At 62.3% G+C, this 15,202-nt stretch carries 10 protein-coding genes; 3 read left to right on the top strand and 7 right to left on the bottom strand.

Going from position 1 to position 15,202, the window contains the following annotated elements; translation table 11 throughout:
* Position 1: 1 nt before the first annotated feature.
* The 3 genes from ACIQH5_RS09395 to ACIQH5_RS09385 all read left to right on the top strand — a co-directional run bounded on the left by ACIQH5_RS09395 (position 2) and on the right by ACIQH5_RS09385 (position 4,093).
* Entirely contained in the window at positions 2 to 715 is a 714-nt protein-coding gene (locus ACIQH5_RS09395) for a response regulator (RefSeq protein ID WP_400402362.1), read from the top strand.
* Positions 716 to 826: 111 nt separating this feature from the next.
* Positions 827 to 1,621 carry an ABC transporter ATP-binding protein gene (locus ACIQH5_RS09390; protein ID WP_400402360.1) on the top strand — a complete coding sequence of 265 codons (795 nt, stop codon included), beginning with the start codon at positions 827 to 829 and terminating at the stop codon, positions 1,619 to 1,621.
* A 3-nt stretch (positions 1,622 to 1,624) separates the two neighbouring features.
* Positions 1,625 to 4,093 (top strand): ABC transporter permease, encoded by a 2,469-nt coding sequence (locus ACIQH5_RS09385; RefSeq protein ID WP_400402357.1) that lies wholly within the window; start codon positions 1,625 to 1,627, stop codon positions 4,091 to 4,093.
* A gap of 117 nt (positions 4,094 to 4,210) precedes the next feature.
* Here ACIQH5_RS09385 and metG read toward each other — a convergent pair whose 3' ends face one another.
* From metG to ACIQH5_RS09350, 7 genes are all read right to left on the bottom strand, one after another.
* Complete coding sequence (metG, locus tag ACIQH5_RS09380; protein WP_400402354.1) at positions 4,211 to 5,770, bottom strand: methionine--tRNA ligase; 1,560 nt, start codon at positions 5,768 to 5,770, stop codon at positions 4,211 to 4,213.
* Between the two features lie 35 nt (positions 5,771 to 5,805).
* Complete coding sequence (locus tag ACIQH5_RS09375) at positions 5,806 to 6,561, bottom strand: ABC transporter ATP-binding protein (RefSeq protein ID WP_400402352.1); 756 nt, start codon at positions 6,559 to 6,561, stop codon at positions 5,806 to 5,808.
* Entirely contained in the window at positions 6,558 to 9,368 is a 2,811-nt protein-coding gene (locus ACIQH5_RS09370) for an FtsX-like permease family protein (RefSeq protein WP_400402350.1), read from the bottom strand. Before ACIQH5_RS09370 ends, ACIQH5_RS09375 begins: the two co-directional genes overlap by 4 nt.
* Before the next feature lie 209 nt (positions 9,369 to 9,577).
* Positions 9,578 to 11,173 carry a phosphoglycerate dehydrogenase gene (serA, locus tag ACIQH5_RS09365; RefSeq protein WP_400402347.1) on the bottom strand — a complete coding sequence of 532 codons (1,596 nt, stop codon included), beginning with the start codon at positions 11,171 to 11,173 and terminating at the stop codon, positions 9,578 to 9,580.
* A gap of 307 nt (positions 11,174 to 11,480) precedes the next feature.
* Positions 11,481 to 12,506, bottom strand: coding sequence for a ketol-acid reductoisomerase (gene ilvC / locus ACIQH5_RS09360; RefSeq protein WP_024817201.1), 1,026 nt, complete (start codon positions 12,504 to 12,506; stop codon positions 11,481 to 11,483).
* Positions 12,507 to 12,582: 76 nt separating this feature from the next.
* Positions 12,583 to 13,095 carry an acetolactate synthase small subunit gene (ilvN, locus tag ACIQH5_RS09355; RefSeq protein WP_011775174.1) on the bottom strand — a complete coding sequence of 171 codons (513 nt, stop codon included), beginning with the start codon at positions 13,093 to 13,095 and terminating at the stop codon, positions 12,583 to 12,585.
* Positions 13,096 to 13,097: 2 nt separating this feature from the next.
* On the bottom strand, positions 13,098 to 15,002 hold the full coding sequence (locus ACIQH5_RS09350) for an acetolactate synthase large subunit (RefSeq protein ID WP_062068894.1): 1,905 nt from the start codon (positions 15,000 to 15,002) through the stop codon (positions 13,098 to 13,100).
* Positions 15,003 to 15,202 lie beyond the last annotated feature (200 nt).

The raw sequence follows: 15,202 nt of genomic DNA, 5'->3' as shown, positions 1-15,202 counted from the left end.
CATGTCTGACGTTCCTGCACCCATCCGGGTGGCCCTGGTTGATGACCAGCACTTGGTCCGTTCGGGTTTTGGCATGTTGATCAATTCACAGCCGGACCTTGAAGTGGTTGCCGAGGCCGGCAACGGAATTGAGGCTGTCCAAGCACTCAGCGCCACCGCAGCCGATGTGGTCCTGATGGATGTCCGCATGCCCGGGATGGACGGCATCGAAGCAACCCGGCGGATTCTGGAGCAAGCATCTGCCCAGCCCTCGGGTTCCCAGCGGGCCGAGATCAAGATTGTGGTGCTGACCACCTTCGACCTCGATGAGTACGCCCTTGCCGCAATCCAGGCAGGTGCCAGCGGGTTCCTCCTGAAGGATGCACCACCCGAGGAACTCCTTGAGGCCATCCGCACCGTTTACCGGGGGGACGCCGTGATCGCGCCGTCCACCACGCGCCGCCTGCTGGACCACGTGGCGCCGCTTCTCAGAACACAGACTCCCGAGCAAAGTGAGCACGCCGCGGCAGTGGAACGCCTCACGGCCCGCGAGCGCGAGGTATTCCAGCTGATCGCGCAGGGCCAGTCGAATCCCGAGATCGCGGCGGGGCTGTTCCTTTCCGAGGCAACGGTGAAGACCCACGTGGGCCATATCCTGGCGAAGCTCGGCGCACGGGACCGGGTGCAGGTAGTGGTGATCGCGTATGAGACTGGGATTGTGTCCCCCGGGACCTAGGCTGCTCATACCGGCCGGCCTCCAAACTCAGACCACGGTATGAGCAGGGCTTCCTGACAATGGGCCCGCAGCCCGATCCCGCCGGGCAAGGCTGAAACATAGCGTGGAAACATGACAACTTTCACGTCCCTCCCCCACCCGTCAGGATCCGGCCGGCCCGCAGGATCGAATGGCACCACTGCCCGTCCGGCCGTCGAGGCTCATGAGCTGACCAAAAGCTACGGGCGGGCCGATACCAGCGTCACTGCCCTGAACAAGGTGTCCGTGAGCTTCGACGCCGGAAAGTTCACTGCCATCATGGGACCCTCCGGTTCCGGCAAATCAACGCTCATGCATTGCCTTGCCGGCCTGGACAGTGCCGACTCAGGACGTATCGTCTTGGGCGGCACGGAACTCACGGGGCTCAACGACCGCCAACTCACGGCGCTCCGGCGGGAGCGGATCGGGTTCGTCTTCCAGGCCTTCAACCTGGTGCCGACCTTGACTGCCGAGCAGAACATCACGCTTCCGCTTGCCTTGGCTGGAACCACCGCCGACGCCGGATGGCTGGACACCGTGGTCAGCACCCTGGGGCTGAAGGACCGCCTGAAGCACCGCCCGCATGAGCTCTCCGGGGGCCAGCAGCAGCGTGTGGCTGTTGCCCGGGCGTTGCTGACCCGGCCGGACGTCGTGTTCGGAGATGAACCTACCGGCAACCTGGATTCGAAGGCCGGCGGAGAAGTCCTGGCCCTCCTGCGCAGGAGCAGCCAGGAGATGGGCCAAACCATCATCATGGTGACGCACGATCCCGTCGCTGCCAGCTATGCGGACCGCGTGGTGTTGATGAGCGACGGCGGACTGGTGGGCGAGATCCACAACCCCACCGCCGACTCTGTCCTGACCGCCCTCGGCAAACTGGGGGCCTGAGGCATGTTGCGTGTTGCCCTTTCCCAATTGACGACGCATTTCCGGCGGTTCGTTGCCATCGGCCTGGCCGTGATGCTGTCTGTCATGTTCCTCTCTTCCACGCTCATGGTGGGCGCGAGCACCAACGCATCGCTGGGTGCGAGCATCGGAGAGGCGTACCGGAACGCCGACCTCGTTGCCACGTCCAAGAACGGTGAAGCTTTTACCCAAGCTGCAGTGGATGCTGCAGCTTCGTCCCCTGCAGTGGAAGACAGCTATGCGGAACGATCCACGTATGTGACGTTCGAGGCCGGCGGTGGAGAGCAGTATGGCCGTCTCCGCAATGTGGCGCCCACTTCCTTGGAAGGTGCCGTCCTCTCCTCGGGATCCATGCCTTCACGCGCCTTGGACGCAGCAGTCGATGTGAAAACTGCCGCGCACTTGGGTCTCTCCGTCGGCAGCACTCTGGAGTTGCACGGTGCCGGGCCGGTCAAGAATGCCAAGGTGACCATTACGGGCCTGATCCAGTCCACCAACGATCCCTTCTCGTCGTCGGCTGCCCAGTTGATTGCTTCCGAGTCAGTGCTGAACGCGGTCCAGGATGCGGGGGCCGGCTTCGCTGGCCTCCAATTCGCGCTGAAGCCCGGAGAAGACGTGTCTGCGGCCAAGGAGTACATCGCGCACCGCATGGAATCCGCGGGCGCGGTTGACCCCGTGGTGGAAACTGCGCAAGAAAAGGTCACCTCCACCGTGGCCATGCTGAGCGCCGGTCAGGACCAGCTGACGGTTGTCCTGCTTGCCTTCGCCGGCGTCGCGATTCTGGTCTCCACCCTGGTGGTGGCCAACACCTTCTCAGTCCTGGTGGCGCAGCGGACCAGGGAACTGGCGCTCCTGCGCTGCCTGGGTGCCGGGCGGTCGCAGATCCGGGGATCTGTCATGCTCGAGGCACTCGTGGTGGGATTCGTTTCCTCGGTACTGGGCGTCCTTGCAGCCACCGGCCTGATGACCGGGCTGATTGCCTGGGCCAAATCCCAACCCGAGCAAGCCTTCGCGACGTTGGCGGTGCCGCCGTCGGCCATCATTGCCGGCCTGGTGGCCGGAACCTTGCTGACCGTTGTGGCGGCGCTGGTGCCCGCCAAGGCCGCGACCGCCGTCGCACCCCTTGCCGCCTTGCGGCCTGCCGATGACGCATCCGTGCGGAACCGTCGCGGCAGATTCCGCTTAGTACTGGGCCTCATCGCACTGGCGGGTGGTTCTGCGCTGCTGGTGTACGGCAGCATGAAGGTGTCGCTTCCCCTTGCACTGCTGGGCGGTGCGGCCTCGTTCGTTGGCATCCTGCTCTGCTCAACTCTGTTCATCCCCACCGTTGTGTCGCTGGCCGGGCGCTTGGCCGCTCCGGCCGGTGTTCCGGGCAAGCTCGCCGCTGTCAACGCCACCCGCAACCCCGCCCGCACTTCGGCAACCGCTGCTGCGCTGCTGATCGGTGTCACCTTGGTGTCCTTGATGATGACAGGCGCGGCCACCTCCCGGCAGGCGTTCAACGACACCCTGGCCGAAAACTATCCGGTGGACCTTTCCGCGCAGACCGCCGTGGACGGTGGACGCGACCCCGGCGATGGTGTCAGCCGAATCAAAGCCCTCGACGGCGTGAGCGCTGCGGTGCTGCTCCAACCGGTGGGAACGCTGACTGATGCCACCACGCCCGATGGCGGCAGCACGATTTACAGCCTCAGCGCCACAGATGCCGGCTCGGTCCTCCGCGACAACCACCTCAAGCCCGCTCCGGGAACGGTCTACCTGCCTGAAGACTCCCCTGAGGGCCCTGCCACCATCAAGACGGCGTCCGGCAACGTATCGCTCGACGCTAAGGTTCTGCGGACCCGCCACGTCCCGGGCTTCGTGGAAAGCACCAGTATCTCCTCAGCCCCACTGCCGGGAACACCTGCCATGGTGTGGGTGAAATTGGACGACTCCGTGTCAGCAGACCGGGTTCAGGCCATCCAGAAAGAAGTTGCCGCAGCGTTGGGAGTGCAGGAACGCACCGTCAGCGGAGCTGCGATAGAGCGGGTGACCTTCAACAGCATCATCGACGTCCTGCTGCTGGTGGTTACGGGGCTGCTCGGTGTGGCCGTGGTTATTGCCCTGATCGGTGTGGCCAATACCCTGTCCCTTTCCGTCTTTGAACGGACACGGGAAAACTCGCTCCTCCGGGCGCTTGGCCTGACCAAAGGCCAACTCCGCGGGATGCTGGCCATCGAGGCTGTGCTTGTCGCAGGCGTGGCAGCGATCATGGGAGCCGGCATGGGCATCGTTTACGGATGGCTTGGAGCGCAGGCAACCCTGGGCGGCGTGGCCACTGTTGTTCCGGCTGTGCCGTGGCTGCAGTTGGCGGCAGTCTTCGGCGTCGCGGTGGTGGCCGGGCTCCTGGCATCGATGATTCCTGCCCGGCGGGCGGCACGATTGTCGCCCGTCGAGGGGCTCGCTACCGCCTAAGCCCCCGACGCTCTATCAGCTAATCACCCTTAAACAGAAACGCTCTCTCACCTCCCCGGATAGACCGGAAGGAAGTGAGAGAGCGTTTCTTGTTTACGGCTGTGATGTGAGCGAGGGTTATGCCTCGGCGGGTTCTTCGTACCGCGGGAAGACCGGCGCAGGCGCCGGCAGTGCTGTCCCTGCTACCAAAGGCGTTGCGATTGCGGCGAACTGGCGGGCCTCACCCTCCGGCTGGCCGAGAACCTCAAGGAACTTGGCCGACGACGACGGCATGACCGGCTGTGCGAGGAGCGCCACGATCCGGACAACCTCCAGGGTGACGTAAAGGACCGTGTTCATGCGGTCGATGTCCGTCTTGCGCAGTACCCACGGAGCTTGTTCGGCGAAATACGCGTTGGTGTCGCCGAGGACAGTCCAGATGGCTTCCAAGGCCCGGCTGAATTCTTGCTTGTCGAACGCTGCGCGGGCAGTTTCCAGCAGCGCACCGGCCTGTGCCAGCAAAGCGTCATCCTCTGCCGTGAATGCGCCGGGCACGGGAACCTTGCCCTCGCAGTTCTTCGCCACCATGGACAGCGAACGCTGGGCAAGGTTACCGAAGTTGTTGGCAAGATCCGAGTTCATGCGGCCCACGATGGCTTCGTGGTTGTAGTTGCCGTCCGCACCGAACGGAACTTCGCGGAGGAAGAAGTAGCGGCACTGGTCCAGGCCGTACTGTGCCACGAAGTCCTGCGGAGCCACCACGTTGCCCAATGACTTGGACATCTTCACGCCGTTGTTGGTGAGGAAGCCATGGATCATGACGCGCTTGGGCAGCTCGAGCCCGGCGCTCATCAGGAACGCCGGCCAGTAAATCGCGTGGAAGCGGGAAATATCCTTGCCAATGACGTGGACGTCCGCCGGCCAGAATTTCTTGAACGATTCCGACTCGATGTCCGGGTAACCCACACCGGTCAGGTAGTTGGTCAGGGCGTCAACCCAGACGTACATGACGTGCTTCTCATCGCCCGGGACGGGAACGCCCCAGTCGAAGGTGGTGCGGCTGATGGAGAGGTCTTCCAGACCACGACGGACGAAGCTGATGACCTCATTGAAGCGGGATTGGGGTGCCCCGAACTCGGGGTACTCCTCATACAGAGCGAGGAGTTTCTCCTGATAGTTGGAGAGCCGGAAGAAGTAGCTCTCCTCGGCAGTCCAAGTGACAAGGGTGTCCGTCTCCTTGGAATAGCGAAGCCCGTCCTCCTTCACCACGGTGTCGTCCTCGACGTAGTATGCCTCGTCGCGGACGGAGTACCAGCCCTCGTATTTGGACAGGTAGATATCGCCGTTGGCTTCCATCTTCTTCCAAATGGCTTGGGAAGCGGCGTAGTGGTCCTGGTCCGTGGTGCGGATGAAGCGGTCGTGGGAGATCCCCAAGTCCTGGCTCATCTGCTTGAAGGCTGCCGAGTTGCGGTCAGCCAGCTGCTTGGCAGTGATGCCTTCCTTCTCGGCCGACTGCTGCATCTTGAGTCCGTGCTCGTCCGTTCCTGTCATGAAGAACACTTCATGGCCATCAAGGCGCTTGAAGCGAGCCATGGCATCAGTCGCAATGACCTCGTAAGCGTGGCCAATGTGCGGCACGCCATTGGGGTAGCTGATTGCGGTGGTGATGTAGAACGGGGATTTCTCTGGAGACGTCACTCTAAGAAGTTACCTCTATTTGGGATGAAATAGCTTTAGTTAAGTTCGGTCAGCGTATCGCTGAGCCGCACCAGCTCGTGGTCGTGGGAGGCAACCAGAACGGCAATGCCATCGCTGGTGGTGTCCTTCAGAATGCCGATGATCCGGTTGGCTGCCGCGCGGTCGAGGCTGGCCGTGGGCTCGTCCACTACCAATACGCGCGTTCCCAGGATCAGGGCACGGGCAATAGCCACGCGCTGCCGTTCACCACCGGAAAGCTGCGCAGGACGGTGCCGCATGCGGCGCCCGAGTCCCACCAGGTCCAAGAGGTCCTTGGCCATCTCGGTACGCTGTTCCACTTCGCCATCCGGCACAGCGGGGAGCAGGACGTTTTCCAGCGCGCTCATGCCGTCGATCAAGGCGCCGCCTTGGTCCACGTATCCGATCAGCGCCCGGCGGCGGTCCGCGATCTCGTCGTCGCCCATGCTGTCCAGGGGCTGGCCCTCCCAGAGGACCTTGCCCGACGTCGGGAGTGTCAGCCCGGCACTTACCGTCAGGATGCTGGTCTTACCGGAGCCGCTTCGACCAGCGATACAGTGCATCTCACCGGAATGGAGGGTGAGGTTGAAGTCATCCACCACATCGACTTCTTCGGCCCCGCCTTTGTCGCCGCCGTAGTGAATGGTGACCCGGCTCAGTTCCAAGGGTGTTGCGTGATCCGTGGCCCTCACGATGGTATTGGCGCGGGTCTGCAATGACTCTTCCGCGGATTCCGGGGTGGCCGTCCGCTCGGGGTTGAGGTTGTCAGTCATTTGACTACTTTCGTTGCAATCGGAATCCAGCAAATTACGGCCAGCAAACCGGCCAGCCCGGCCCAAAGAGCCGCGTAGGGAGCCAGGAGCAATCCCAGCCCCAGGGCGCCGAGGACACCCAGGGGAAGTGCCACCGTGCCCACAAGTGCGTTTTCAAAGAAGCGGACCTGGCCCAGCATGTCCGGGTTCCACCCCATGGCACGCAAAGTACCGAGGTACTCCCGTTTGGCATGGAGTTCGAAACGGCCGGTGACCAAAGTCAGGAGCAGGCCAACCACCACACCGAAGACGGCGAGGATGACGCTCGGCAAGGCGATGCTTGCCGCGGCAAGACCGCTCAAGGCACTGGCGCCGGCTGCCCGGGGAATGTCGATCAGGAGCGCAATGAGGGCACCCACCGCTGCTCCGAACACACCCACTGCCACTGCAAGGGAAATCGAGTTGAAGCGGTTGGTGGTCAGTTGCCTGTTGGCGAATGTCAGGGGCGAGTCGACTGTCACCAGGCGCTCGTCGTGCTGCGGTTCCTGATCAATCACCACGCGGTGACGCAACTGCTGGGCGGCCAGCAATGCAGCACCGCTATAGATGACAAGCATGGTCACCGAGACGATCACGGTGGCTATGTTCCAGCTCAGCAAGCTCAGAATCACACCGGCCGCAGCGAGGGCTGCGGCGCCCACGGCGAACTCTTCCAACACCCAGGAACGGATGCGTTTCTGTGTCCAACCCATGGCACGAAGGATTCCGGCTTCACTCCTGCGCTGACGGATATAGCTCACGGTGGAGGCACCCGTCAGGAGCGTGGCACCAAGAAGCGTGAGGAACAGCAAGGTGACGTTGGTTCCGGTGAGGGAACCGGACACGGCATCGGCGGCGTCCTGGCGCACCCACGACTGCTGGACGGTGCCCAGCGGTGACTCCTTGCCGGCGTCGTCCTTGCTGTAGCCGGGGACGAAGATGTTGGCGTCTTCACGGGCGGAACCGGCCACCACGGTGGCCTCAAGGCCAAGCTCACGGATCTGGGTGGCAAGTTTCTCCACCTCGGGCTGTGCGGTCTTCCAGTTGCCGCTTGCTGAGGCCTTGACCCGGATGGCGTCAATGACGTCGGCGTTGCTGTCGTAGCCACGCGCTGCTGCCAGGCCGTAGTAGTCGGTGATGGCACCGGCGGACTGGCTGACCAGGCCCGTAGCACTGAGGGAGGGCTTCAATTCCGTGCCCTCAACCTCTTTGCCCTCAGCGTCCTTGCTCAGGGTCATGGGGGTGGGATCATAGCCGCCCAGCGGGAGCTTGTTGACGTCGCCGGCAGCAGCCTTAACTGCGGCAGGGTCAAAGGTTCCGTACACCATGGGCAGCGGCGTTGCCGGCTTCTTACCTGTTTCCAGGTCTTCGCGGTATGAACGCTCGTCAACCGGTTTGCGTTGGGTCTGGTCCACGGCTGCGCCGAAGGAGGACTTCTCAGGCAGGCGGTTGACCGTTACCCAGTCCCCCGGCGTGGCGCTCTTGTCCGTTGCTCCGTTGGCGGCTTCATCGCCGTCCTGATACTTCGGAGCCGCAGCAAATGCGGTGCTCCAGGTGGCCGGGTTGTACAAGCCCTGGCTGAAGGAAGCCGTGCTGCCCAGCAGTTGGCTGTGGTCAGTGGATCCCGGCCATTCGAGGGCGAACGGGGATTTGGACACGAACGGGAGGTAGTCCTTGTCCAAGGACCGCGTTGCGGTGCCAACCTCCTTGACCACCTTGCCGCTTGCGTCAAGTTCCTCGATCTTCACCGAGTACTGAAGATCAAGGGAAGTGCCGGAACGAACAATCAGCGGAATAGCTTGGGAATCATCAGTCAGCAGGCCGTCACGCTTGGCCTGCTGGTATTGGGTCATCAGGGGCGCCCAGTACTTGAGCTTGACGCCCAGGAAGTCCGGGCCCTCTTCCAGCTGGTCCATGCTGAGGCCAGTGGTGAAGAGGCTTTCAAAATGGCGTCCAATGGCACCGGCGTCACGAGCGTCTGCCGGAGGAGCCTTCTCCAGCGGCGCAAGGAAATCTCCTGCGGAGCCCAGCAGCGCCCGCTCAGCGGCGGGATCAACGGCGACGACGGATTCTGTCACCTCAGGCGCCAGGGGAAGCGCCACGGAGAGATTGAAGAGATTGTGTTCCGAGCCCAGTGCGGGGGCCGGGAACTTGACCCCGGTCTCACCCTCAGGACCGGCGATCCGGACGTTGGTGCCGCCCGCAGCCTGCTCCTGAATCAGGCGGCCCTTGCCCAAGGTACCTTCAGCACTGGTCTTGAACAGCGTCTGCTGGTTCACGCCGTCAGAGCTCGTGGCAGAGGCAGTCAGACGGTACTTCTTGGGGGAATCGGACAGCACGGATTCCGCTGCAGGCCACTTGCTGGAATCCATGGCGGAGGGATCCCCCGCAGTTACTGCGCCGGCGAGTCCTGCGTTGTACCCCAGGTAGTCCATGGCATTGAGGCGTGGCGCCTCAAGGTTCTGCGAGACACGCGAGACCAGGCTGATGGGCGCAGCCACGGCCGTTTGGCCCATGGTCCGGATCTTCTCAAGCTGTTCAAAGCTGATGCCGCCTTGGCCGTTGGCGATTTCCGGCTGGATCAATGCACCGCCGTCGCCATCTTGTGACTGATCAGGCTTGGCCTGGACCAGGATGTCGTAGAGTCCCCGCGAGTTCTCATCCACTGTCCTGTTCAGAGCGGCCTGCGACTGGCTCTGCACGAGGACGGATAAGCACATGGCGACGATCAAAATGGCCGCGGTCAGCAGCAGCACACGGCTTCTGATGAACCTTTGGACGGCGTTCATTGGGCTCCCTGAGACCTTGATTGCGGGCGCGCACACATTCTCCGTGATTCCTCAAAAGACACAGAGGAATACCGGGCTGTGTGTGCAAAAAGTTGTGGCCGGCCTGCTGCCGGGTCCGAATCCCGGACCCAGCCATTGTAAGCAGACCGGCCACTCCTGCGTGCCAAGGTGTGTCGCCGGCACGCGAACCTAACTGATGAGAATCAGTGCTAGTCCTCCAGGTCCACTTCACGGACCATCTCTGCGCCGATACCGGCCTTAATGGCTTCCAGCACCTGCTGCGGAACGGAACTGTCGATGGTCAGGAGCGCCAGAACCTGGCCGCCTTCGGTCTGGCGTGCCACCTGCATCCCACCGATGTTGATGTTGTTCATGCCCAGGATGTGGCCGATGGTGCCAATCACGCCCGGACGGTCGGCGTAGGCCACAACAACCAGGTGTTCGCTGATGGGAATCTCGACGTCGTAGCCGTTGACTCCTACAAGCTTTTCAACCTGTTTGGGACCCGTCAGCGTTCCGGCAACGGAGATCTGGGAACCATCGCTGAGCGCACCACGGATGGTCAGGACGTTACGGTAGTCCTCAGCGTCCGGGGTGGTGATGAGGCGGGTGTTGATCCCACGCTGTTCGGCGATCACGGGAGCATTGACGTAGGAGACCTGCTCGGTGACCACATCGGCGAAAACACCCTTCAGCGCGGCAAGCTCGAGCACCTTGACATCAAGGGCGGCAATTTCACCGGCCACCTCCACGTCGATCTGCGTCAAGGAAGCGTGGGTCAGCGCAGTGAAGATACGCCCCAGCTTCTCGATCAGCGGGATACCCGGGCGTACGTCCGGAGCGATGACCCCACCGGCAACGTTCACGGCGTCCGGTACAAGCTCCCCGGCAAGGGCGAGGCGCACGGACTTGGCAACGGACACGCCTGCCTTCTCCTGTGCTTCGTCAGTGGATGCACCCAGGTGGGGGGTCACAATGACGTTGTCGAACTCGAAGAACGGCAGATCCGTACTGGGCTCCTTGACGAAGACGTCAACGCCGGCTCCGGCAATCTGGCCTTCCTTCAGCGCAATGTGGAGTGCTTCCTCGTCCACGAGGCCACCGCGGGCCACGTTGACCACGTATGCCGTTTCCTTCATCTTGCGGAAAGCATCGGCGCCGAGCATCCCCACGGTTTCAGGCGTCTTAGGCATGTGAATGGTGATGAAGTCCGAATTTTCCAGCAGCTCATCCAGGGTGACCAGCTTGACGCCCAGCTGCGCTGCGCGGGCGGACGTGATGTAGGGGTCGTACGCCAGGATCTGAGTGTCGAAACCCTGGAGGCGTGCAGCCACCAAAGCACCAATGCGCCCCAGGCCGATGATGCCGATCTTCTTCTCAAAAAGTTCGATTCCGGTGTACTTGGAACGCTTCCACTCGCCGTTCTTCAACGCAGAGCTGGCCTGCGGAATGTGGCGGGCGAGGCTCAGGATGTGCCCAACCGTGAGTTCTGCGGCTGAGACGATGTTGGACGTCGGGGCGTTCACCACCATGACGCCGGCCTGGGTTGCGGACTTGATGTCCACGTTGTCCAAGCCCACGCCGGCACGGGCGATGACCTTGAGGTTCTTTGCCGCGGCAATGGCTTCGGCATCCACTTGGGTAGCCGAGCGGACCAGGATGGCATCGACGTCGGCAATGGCGGACAGCAGCTGGGAACGGTCGGCGCCGTCGGTCTGTCGGATTTCAAAGTCCGGGCCCAATGCCTCAACTGTGGCGGGCGAAAGTTCCTCGGCGAGGAGGACGACGGGTTTGCTGGCTGACACGGGGAGGCACCTTACTTTGGACAACTTTGGACAGAACTGGACAAGGAGCGGATGCGTGGCCCGGGGCACGGCGCCGGGACCAGCCCAGAATATCGAATCCGGGCGGGGATTCCTGTGCCGGGGAGGGATGTTACGGCCACACCGGCAGCGGTTGTGAAGAAGTTCACAGCCCACGCGACTGTGCAAATCGCTGGAGGAGACTGTGCAAATCGCTGGAGAAATAGCGGTTGATATGCGACGACGCCCGCCCGGCTGTAATGACCGGACGGGCGTCGTAGTGCGCAGCCGTTAGGCCGGCACCGAAGGATCAGCGGGCTGCGGAACCTTCGACGTAGTCAGCGTCCTGCTGCTGCCAGGAGAACAGGGAGCGCAGTTCGCGGCCAACCTCTTCGATGGGGTGCTGCTCTGCCTTGGCGCGCAGCTCCTTGAACTCGGTGCCACCGTTGTCCTGATCGTCGATGAAGCGCTTGGCAAAAGCACCGCTCTGGATGTCCGCGAGGACAGCCTTCATGTTTTCCTTCACCTCGGGGGTGATGACGCGCGGGCCGGAGACGTAGTCGCCGTACTCTGCGGTGTCGGAAACGCTCCAGCGCTGCTTGGCGATGCCACCTTCCCACATGAGGTCAACAATGAGCTTGAGCTCGTGGAGGACCTCGAAGTAGGCGATCTGCGGCTGGTAGCCGGCTTCGGTCAGGGTCTCGAAGCCGTACTGGACCAGCTGGGAAACGCCGCCGCAAAGGACGGACTGCTCGCCGAAGAGGTCGGTTTCGGTCTCTTCGGTGAAGGTGGTCTTGATGACGCCGGCGCGGGTTCCACCGATTGCCTTGGCGTAGGACTTCGCCAGGTCCCAAGCGGAACCGGTAGCGTCCTGCTCTACAGCGATGATGTCCGGGATACCGCGGCCGGCTTCGAATTCGCGGCGCACAGTGTGACCCGGAGCCTTCGGGGCGATCAGGATGACGTCAACGCCGGCGGGAGCTTCGATGTAGCCAAAGCGGATGTTGAAGCCGTGTGCGAACGCAAGTGCCTTGCCCTCGGTCAGCTTGTCTTTGATGGAGTCGTTGTAGATCGAGCGCTGGTGCTGATCCGGTGCCAGGATCATGATGACGTCGGCCCATTCGGCGGCGTCAGCTACGTTCTTGACAGTGAAGCCTGCGTCCTCTGCCTTGGCGGCCGACTTTGAGCCGTCCTTCAGCGCGATAACAACCTCGACGCCGGAATCGCGGAGGTTCAGTGCGTGGGCGTGGCCCTGCGAGCCGTAGCCAACGATTGCTACCTTGCGGCCCTGGATGATCGACAGGTCTGCGTCGTCGTCATAGAACATTTCAGTCACTTGCGTAACTCCTCTTGAGTGGTTTTTCTTAGATATTGATAGTGGTGCTGCGGTACTGGGCTCAACCAATGGCGATTCACGCCGAACGGAGCGCCCTGTCACTCATGGAGCGGGATCCCCGTCCAACGGCCAAGGTGCCGGACTGCACGATTTCACGGATGCCGAACGGCTCGAGCACTGACAGCAGCGCAGCGAGCTTCTCGGGGGTACCGGTTGCCTCAATCACCAACGAGTCTGTGGACACATCGACGACTGCGGCACGGAACAGGTCTGCAGCTTGGGTAACCTGCAGACGTGTCGCGGCATCCGCACGTACCTTGACCAGGATGTGGTCACGTTGTACGGAAGATTCGGAAGTCAGCTCCACAATCTTGATCACGTTGACCAACTTGTTGAGCTGCTTGGTGACCTGCTCAATGAGGTCGCCGTCGGCATCGACGACAACCGTCATGCGGGACATGCCTGGAACCTCGGTGGGTCCCACAGCGAGGGAATTGATGTTGAACGCGCGCCGGGCGAAGAGACTGGCCACGCGGGTCAGCACGCCGGGCTTGTCTTCGACCAGAACGGACAGTGTGTGACGGCTCATGCCTAGTCCTCCTCTTCCCATTCCGGGGTCATGTTGCGGGCAACCTGGATCTGGTCATTGCTAACGCCCGAAGGCACCATCGGCCACACCATCGAATTGGGGCTCACAACGAAGTCGATGACCACCGGGCGGTCATTGATTTCCAGCGCCTTCTGGATGGTGGCGTCAATGTCTTCGTCGCGCTCACAACGCAGTGCTGCGCAACCGTAGGCATCAGCCAGTTTCACGAAGTCCGGAATCCGGACGGTGTCGTGGCCTGTGTTCAGATCCGTGTTCGAGTAACGGCCCTCGTAGAACAGTGTCTGCCATTGGCGGACCATGCCCAGCGAGGAGTTGTTGATGATGGCGACCTTGATAGGGATGTTGTTGATGGCGCAGGTGGCCAGTTCCTGATTGGTCATCTGGAAGCAGCCGTCCCCGTCGATGGCCCAGACCACACGGTCCGGTTCACCCACCTTGGCGCCCATGGCTGCCGGAACCGAGTATCCCATGGTTCCTGCGCCACCGGAGTTCAGCCAGGCGTGGGGGCGCTCGTACTTGATGAACTGCGCAGCCCACATCTGGTGCTGGCCAACGCCGGCTACGTAGATTCCTTCCGGACCCGTGAGCTCGCCGATGCGCTTGATCACGCGCTGGGGAGCGGTGAGGCCGTCTTCGGGCTCGGTCCATCCCAGGGGGTAGGTGTCGCGAAGGTTGCCCAGGAAGGCCCACCAGGCGTCCAGGTCCGGGGTCCCACTCAATTCAAATTGCGTCTTCACGGCCTCGGTGAGTTCCGGAATGATTTCCTTGACCGAACCAACGATCGGGACATCGGCAGTGCGGTTCTTGGAGATTTCCGCGGGGTCGATGTCTGCGTGGATGACTTTGGCGAAGGGGGCAAAGGTCTTCAGCACGCCGGTAACGCGGTCATCGAACCTGGCACCGAGGGTGATCAGGAGGTCGGCCTGCTGCAGGGCAGTGACGGCGGAAACGGAACCGTGCATGCCGGGCATGCCCACGTGCTGGGGGTGCGAATCCGGGAAGGCACCACGGGCCATGAGGGTGGTGACCACGGGCGCGCCGGTAGCCAACGCGAGCTCCATGAGCTCTGCAGAGGCGTGGCCCTTGACCACACCACCGCCCACGTAGAGGACCGGCTTGCTGGAAGCAGCGATCAGCTTGGCAGCTTCACGGACCTGCTTGTTATGGCCCCGCACCACGGGACGATATCCGGGCAGATCCACCTTCGGCGGCCAGGAGAAGGTCATCTGGCCAACCTGGGCGTCCTTGGCGATGTCCACCAAAACGGGGCCCGGACGGCCCGTGGACGCCAAGTGGAAAGCCTCTGCCATGACGTGCGGGATGTCATTGGGGTCAGTGACCAGGAACGAGTGCTTGGTGATGGGCATCGTGATTCCCACGATGTCCGCTTCCTGGAAGGCATCGGTGCCGATGACTCCACTGGAAACCTGTCCAGTGATGGCCACCATCGGCACGGAGTCCATGTGGGCGTCCATGATGGCGGTAACGAGGTTGGTGGCACCGGGTCCCGAGGTGGCGATGCAAACGCCAACCCGTCCGGTAACCATGGCGTAGCCTTGCGCGGCGTGGCCGGCTCCCTGTTCGTGACGGACCAGGATGTGATTCATGCTGGAAGCCATCAAGGGGTCGTAGGTGGGCAGGATCGCGCCACCGGGCAAACCGAAAATATCGTCCACGCCGAGTTCTTCGAGCGAGCGGACAATTGCTTGCGAGCCGGACATCACCGTTGGGGGTACAACGGTGTTCGGCCCAAGTACAGGAGAGAGAGGTGCAGCAGCGTCGACGACGACGGCCTCAGCCGTACGGTCGATCTTTTCCGGAGCTTTGTGGGCTCCAGCGGACTTTGCAGCCATCAGCGAGGGGCTGATCGGCGATCCTTTGCTCATCGGACTCTTCCTTAGTGGATCTTCATTAGATGGGTCTTGCTTCGGGGAATAAAAAAACCCCTCAGCCTTCCGGCTCTTCGAGGGGTTTGCGCGTGACGGTTCGTTACCAGTCGGGCTAAGCCACGCGCTTGGTAAGGACGACGACGCCGACGGTAACGAATGTGATCATGCGTTCAGTGTTCCCTCTAAGTGAGATACGT

Origin of the sequence: Paenarthrobacter sp. NPDC091711 (assembly GCF_044756605.1) — a bacterium.
Taxonomy (GTDB): domain Bacteria; phylum Actinomycetota; class Actinomycetes; order Actinomycetales; family Micrococcaceae; genus Arthrobacter.
Note: the sequence above shows the minus strand (reverse complement) of the source record. Positions and strands in the feature narration are given on the sequence as shown.

Excerpts from the sequence above, each read along its gene's own strand:
- ilvN (WP_011775174.1), bottom strand. The coding sequence starts at position 13,095 with ATGAGCCGTCACACACTGTCCGTTCTGGTCGAAGACAAGCCCGGCGTG.
- ACIQH5_RS09385 (WP_400402357.1), top strand. The coding sequence starts at position 1,625 with ATGTTGCGTGTTGCCCTTTCCCAATTGACGACGCATTTCCGGCGGTTC.
- ACIQH5_RS09370 (WP_400402350.1), bottom strand. The coding sequence starts at position 9,368 with ATGAACGCCGTCCAAAGGTTCATCAGAAGCCGTGTGCTGCTGCTGACC.
- ACIQH5_RS09395 (WP_400402362.1), top strand. The coding sequence starts at position 2 with ATGTCTGACGTTCCTGCACCCATCCGGGTGGCCCTGGTTGATGACCAG.
- ACIQH5_RS09390 (WP_400402360.1), top strand. The coding sequence starts at position 827 with ATGACAACTTTCACGTCCCTCCCCCACCCGTCAGGATCCGGCCGGCCC.
- ACIQH5_RS09375 (WP_400402352.1), bottom strand. The coding sequence starts at position 6,561 with ATGACTGACAACCTCAACCCCGAGCGGACGGCCACCCCGGAATCCGCG.
- ACIQH5_RS09350 (WP_062068894.1), bottom strand. The coding sequence starts at position 15,002 with ATGAGCAAAGGATCGCCGATCAGCCCCTCGCTGATGGCTGCAAAGTCC.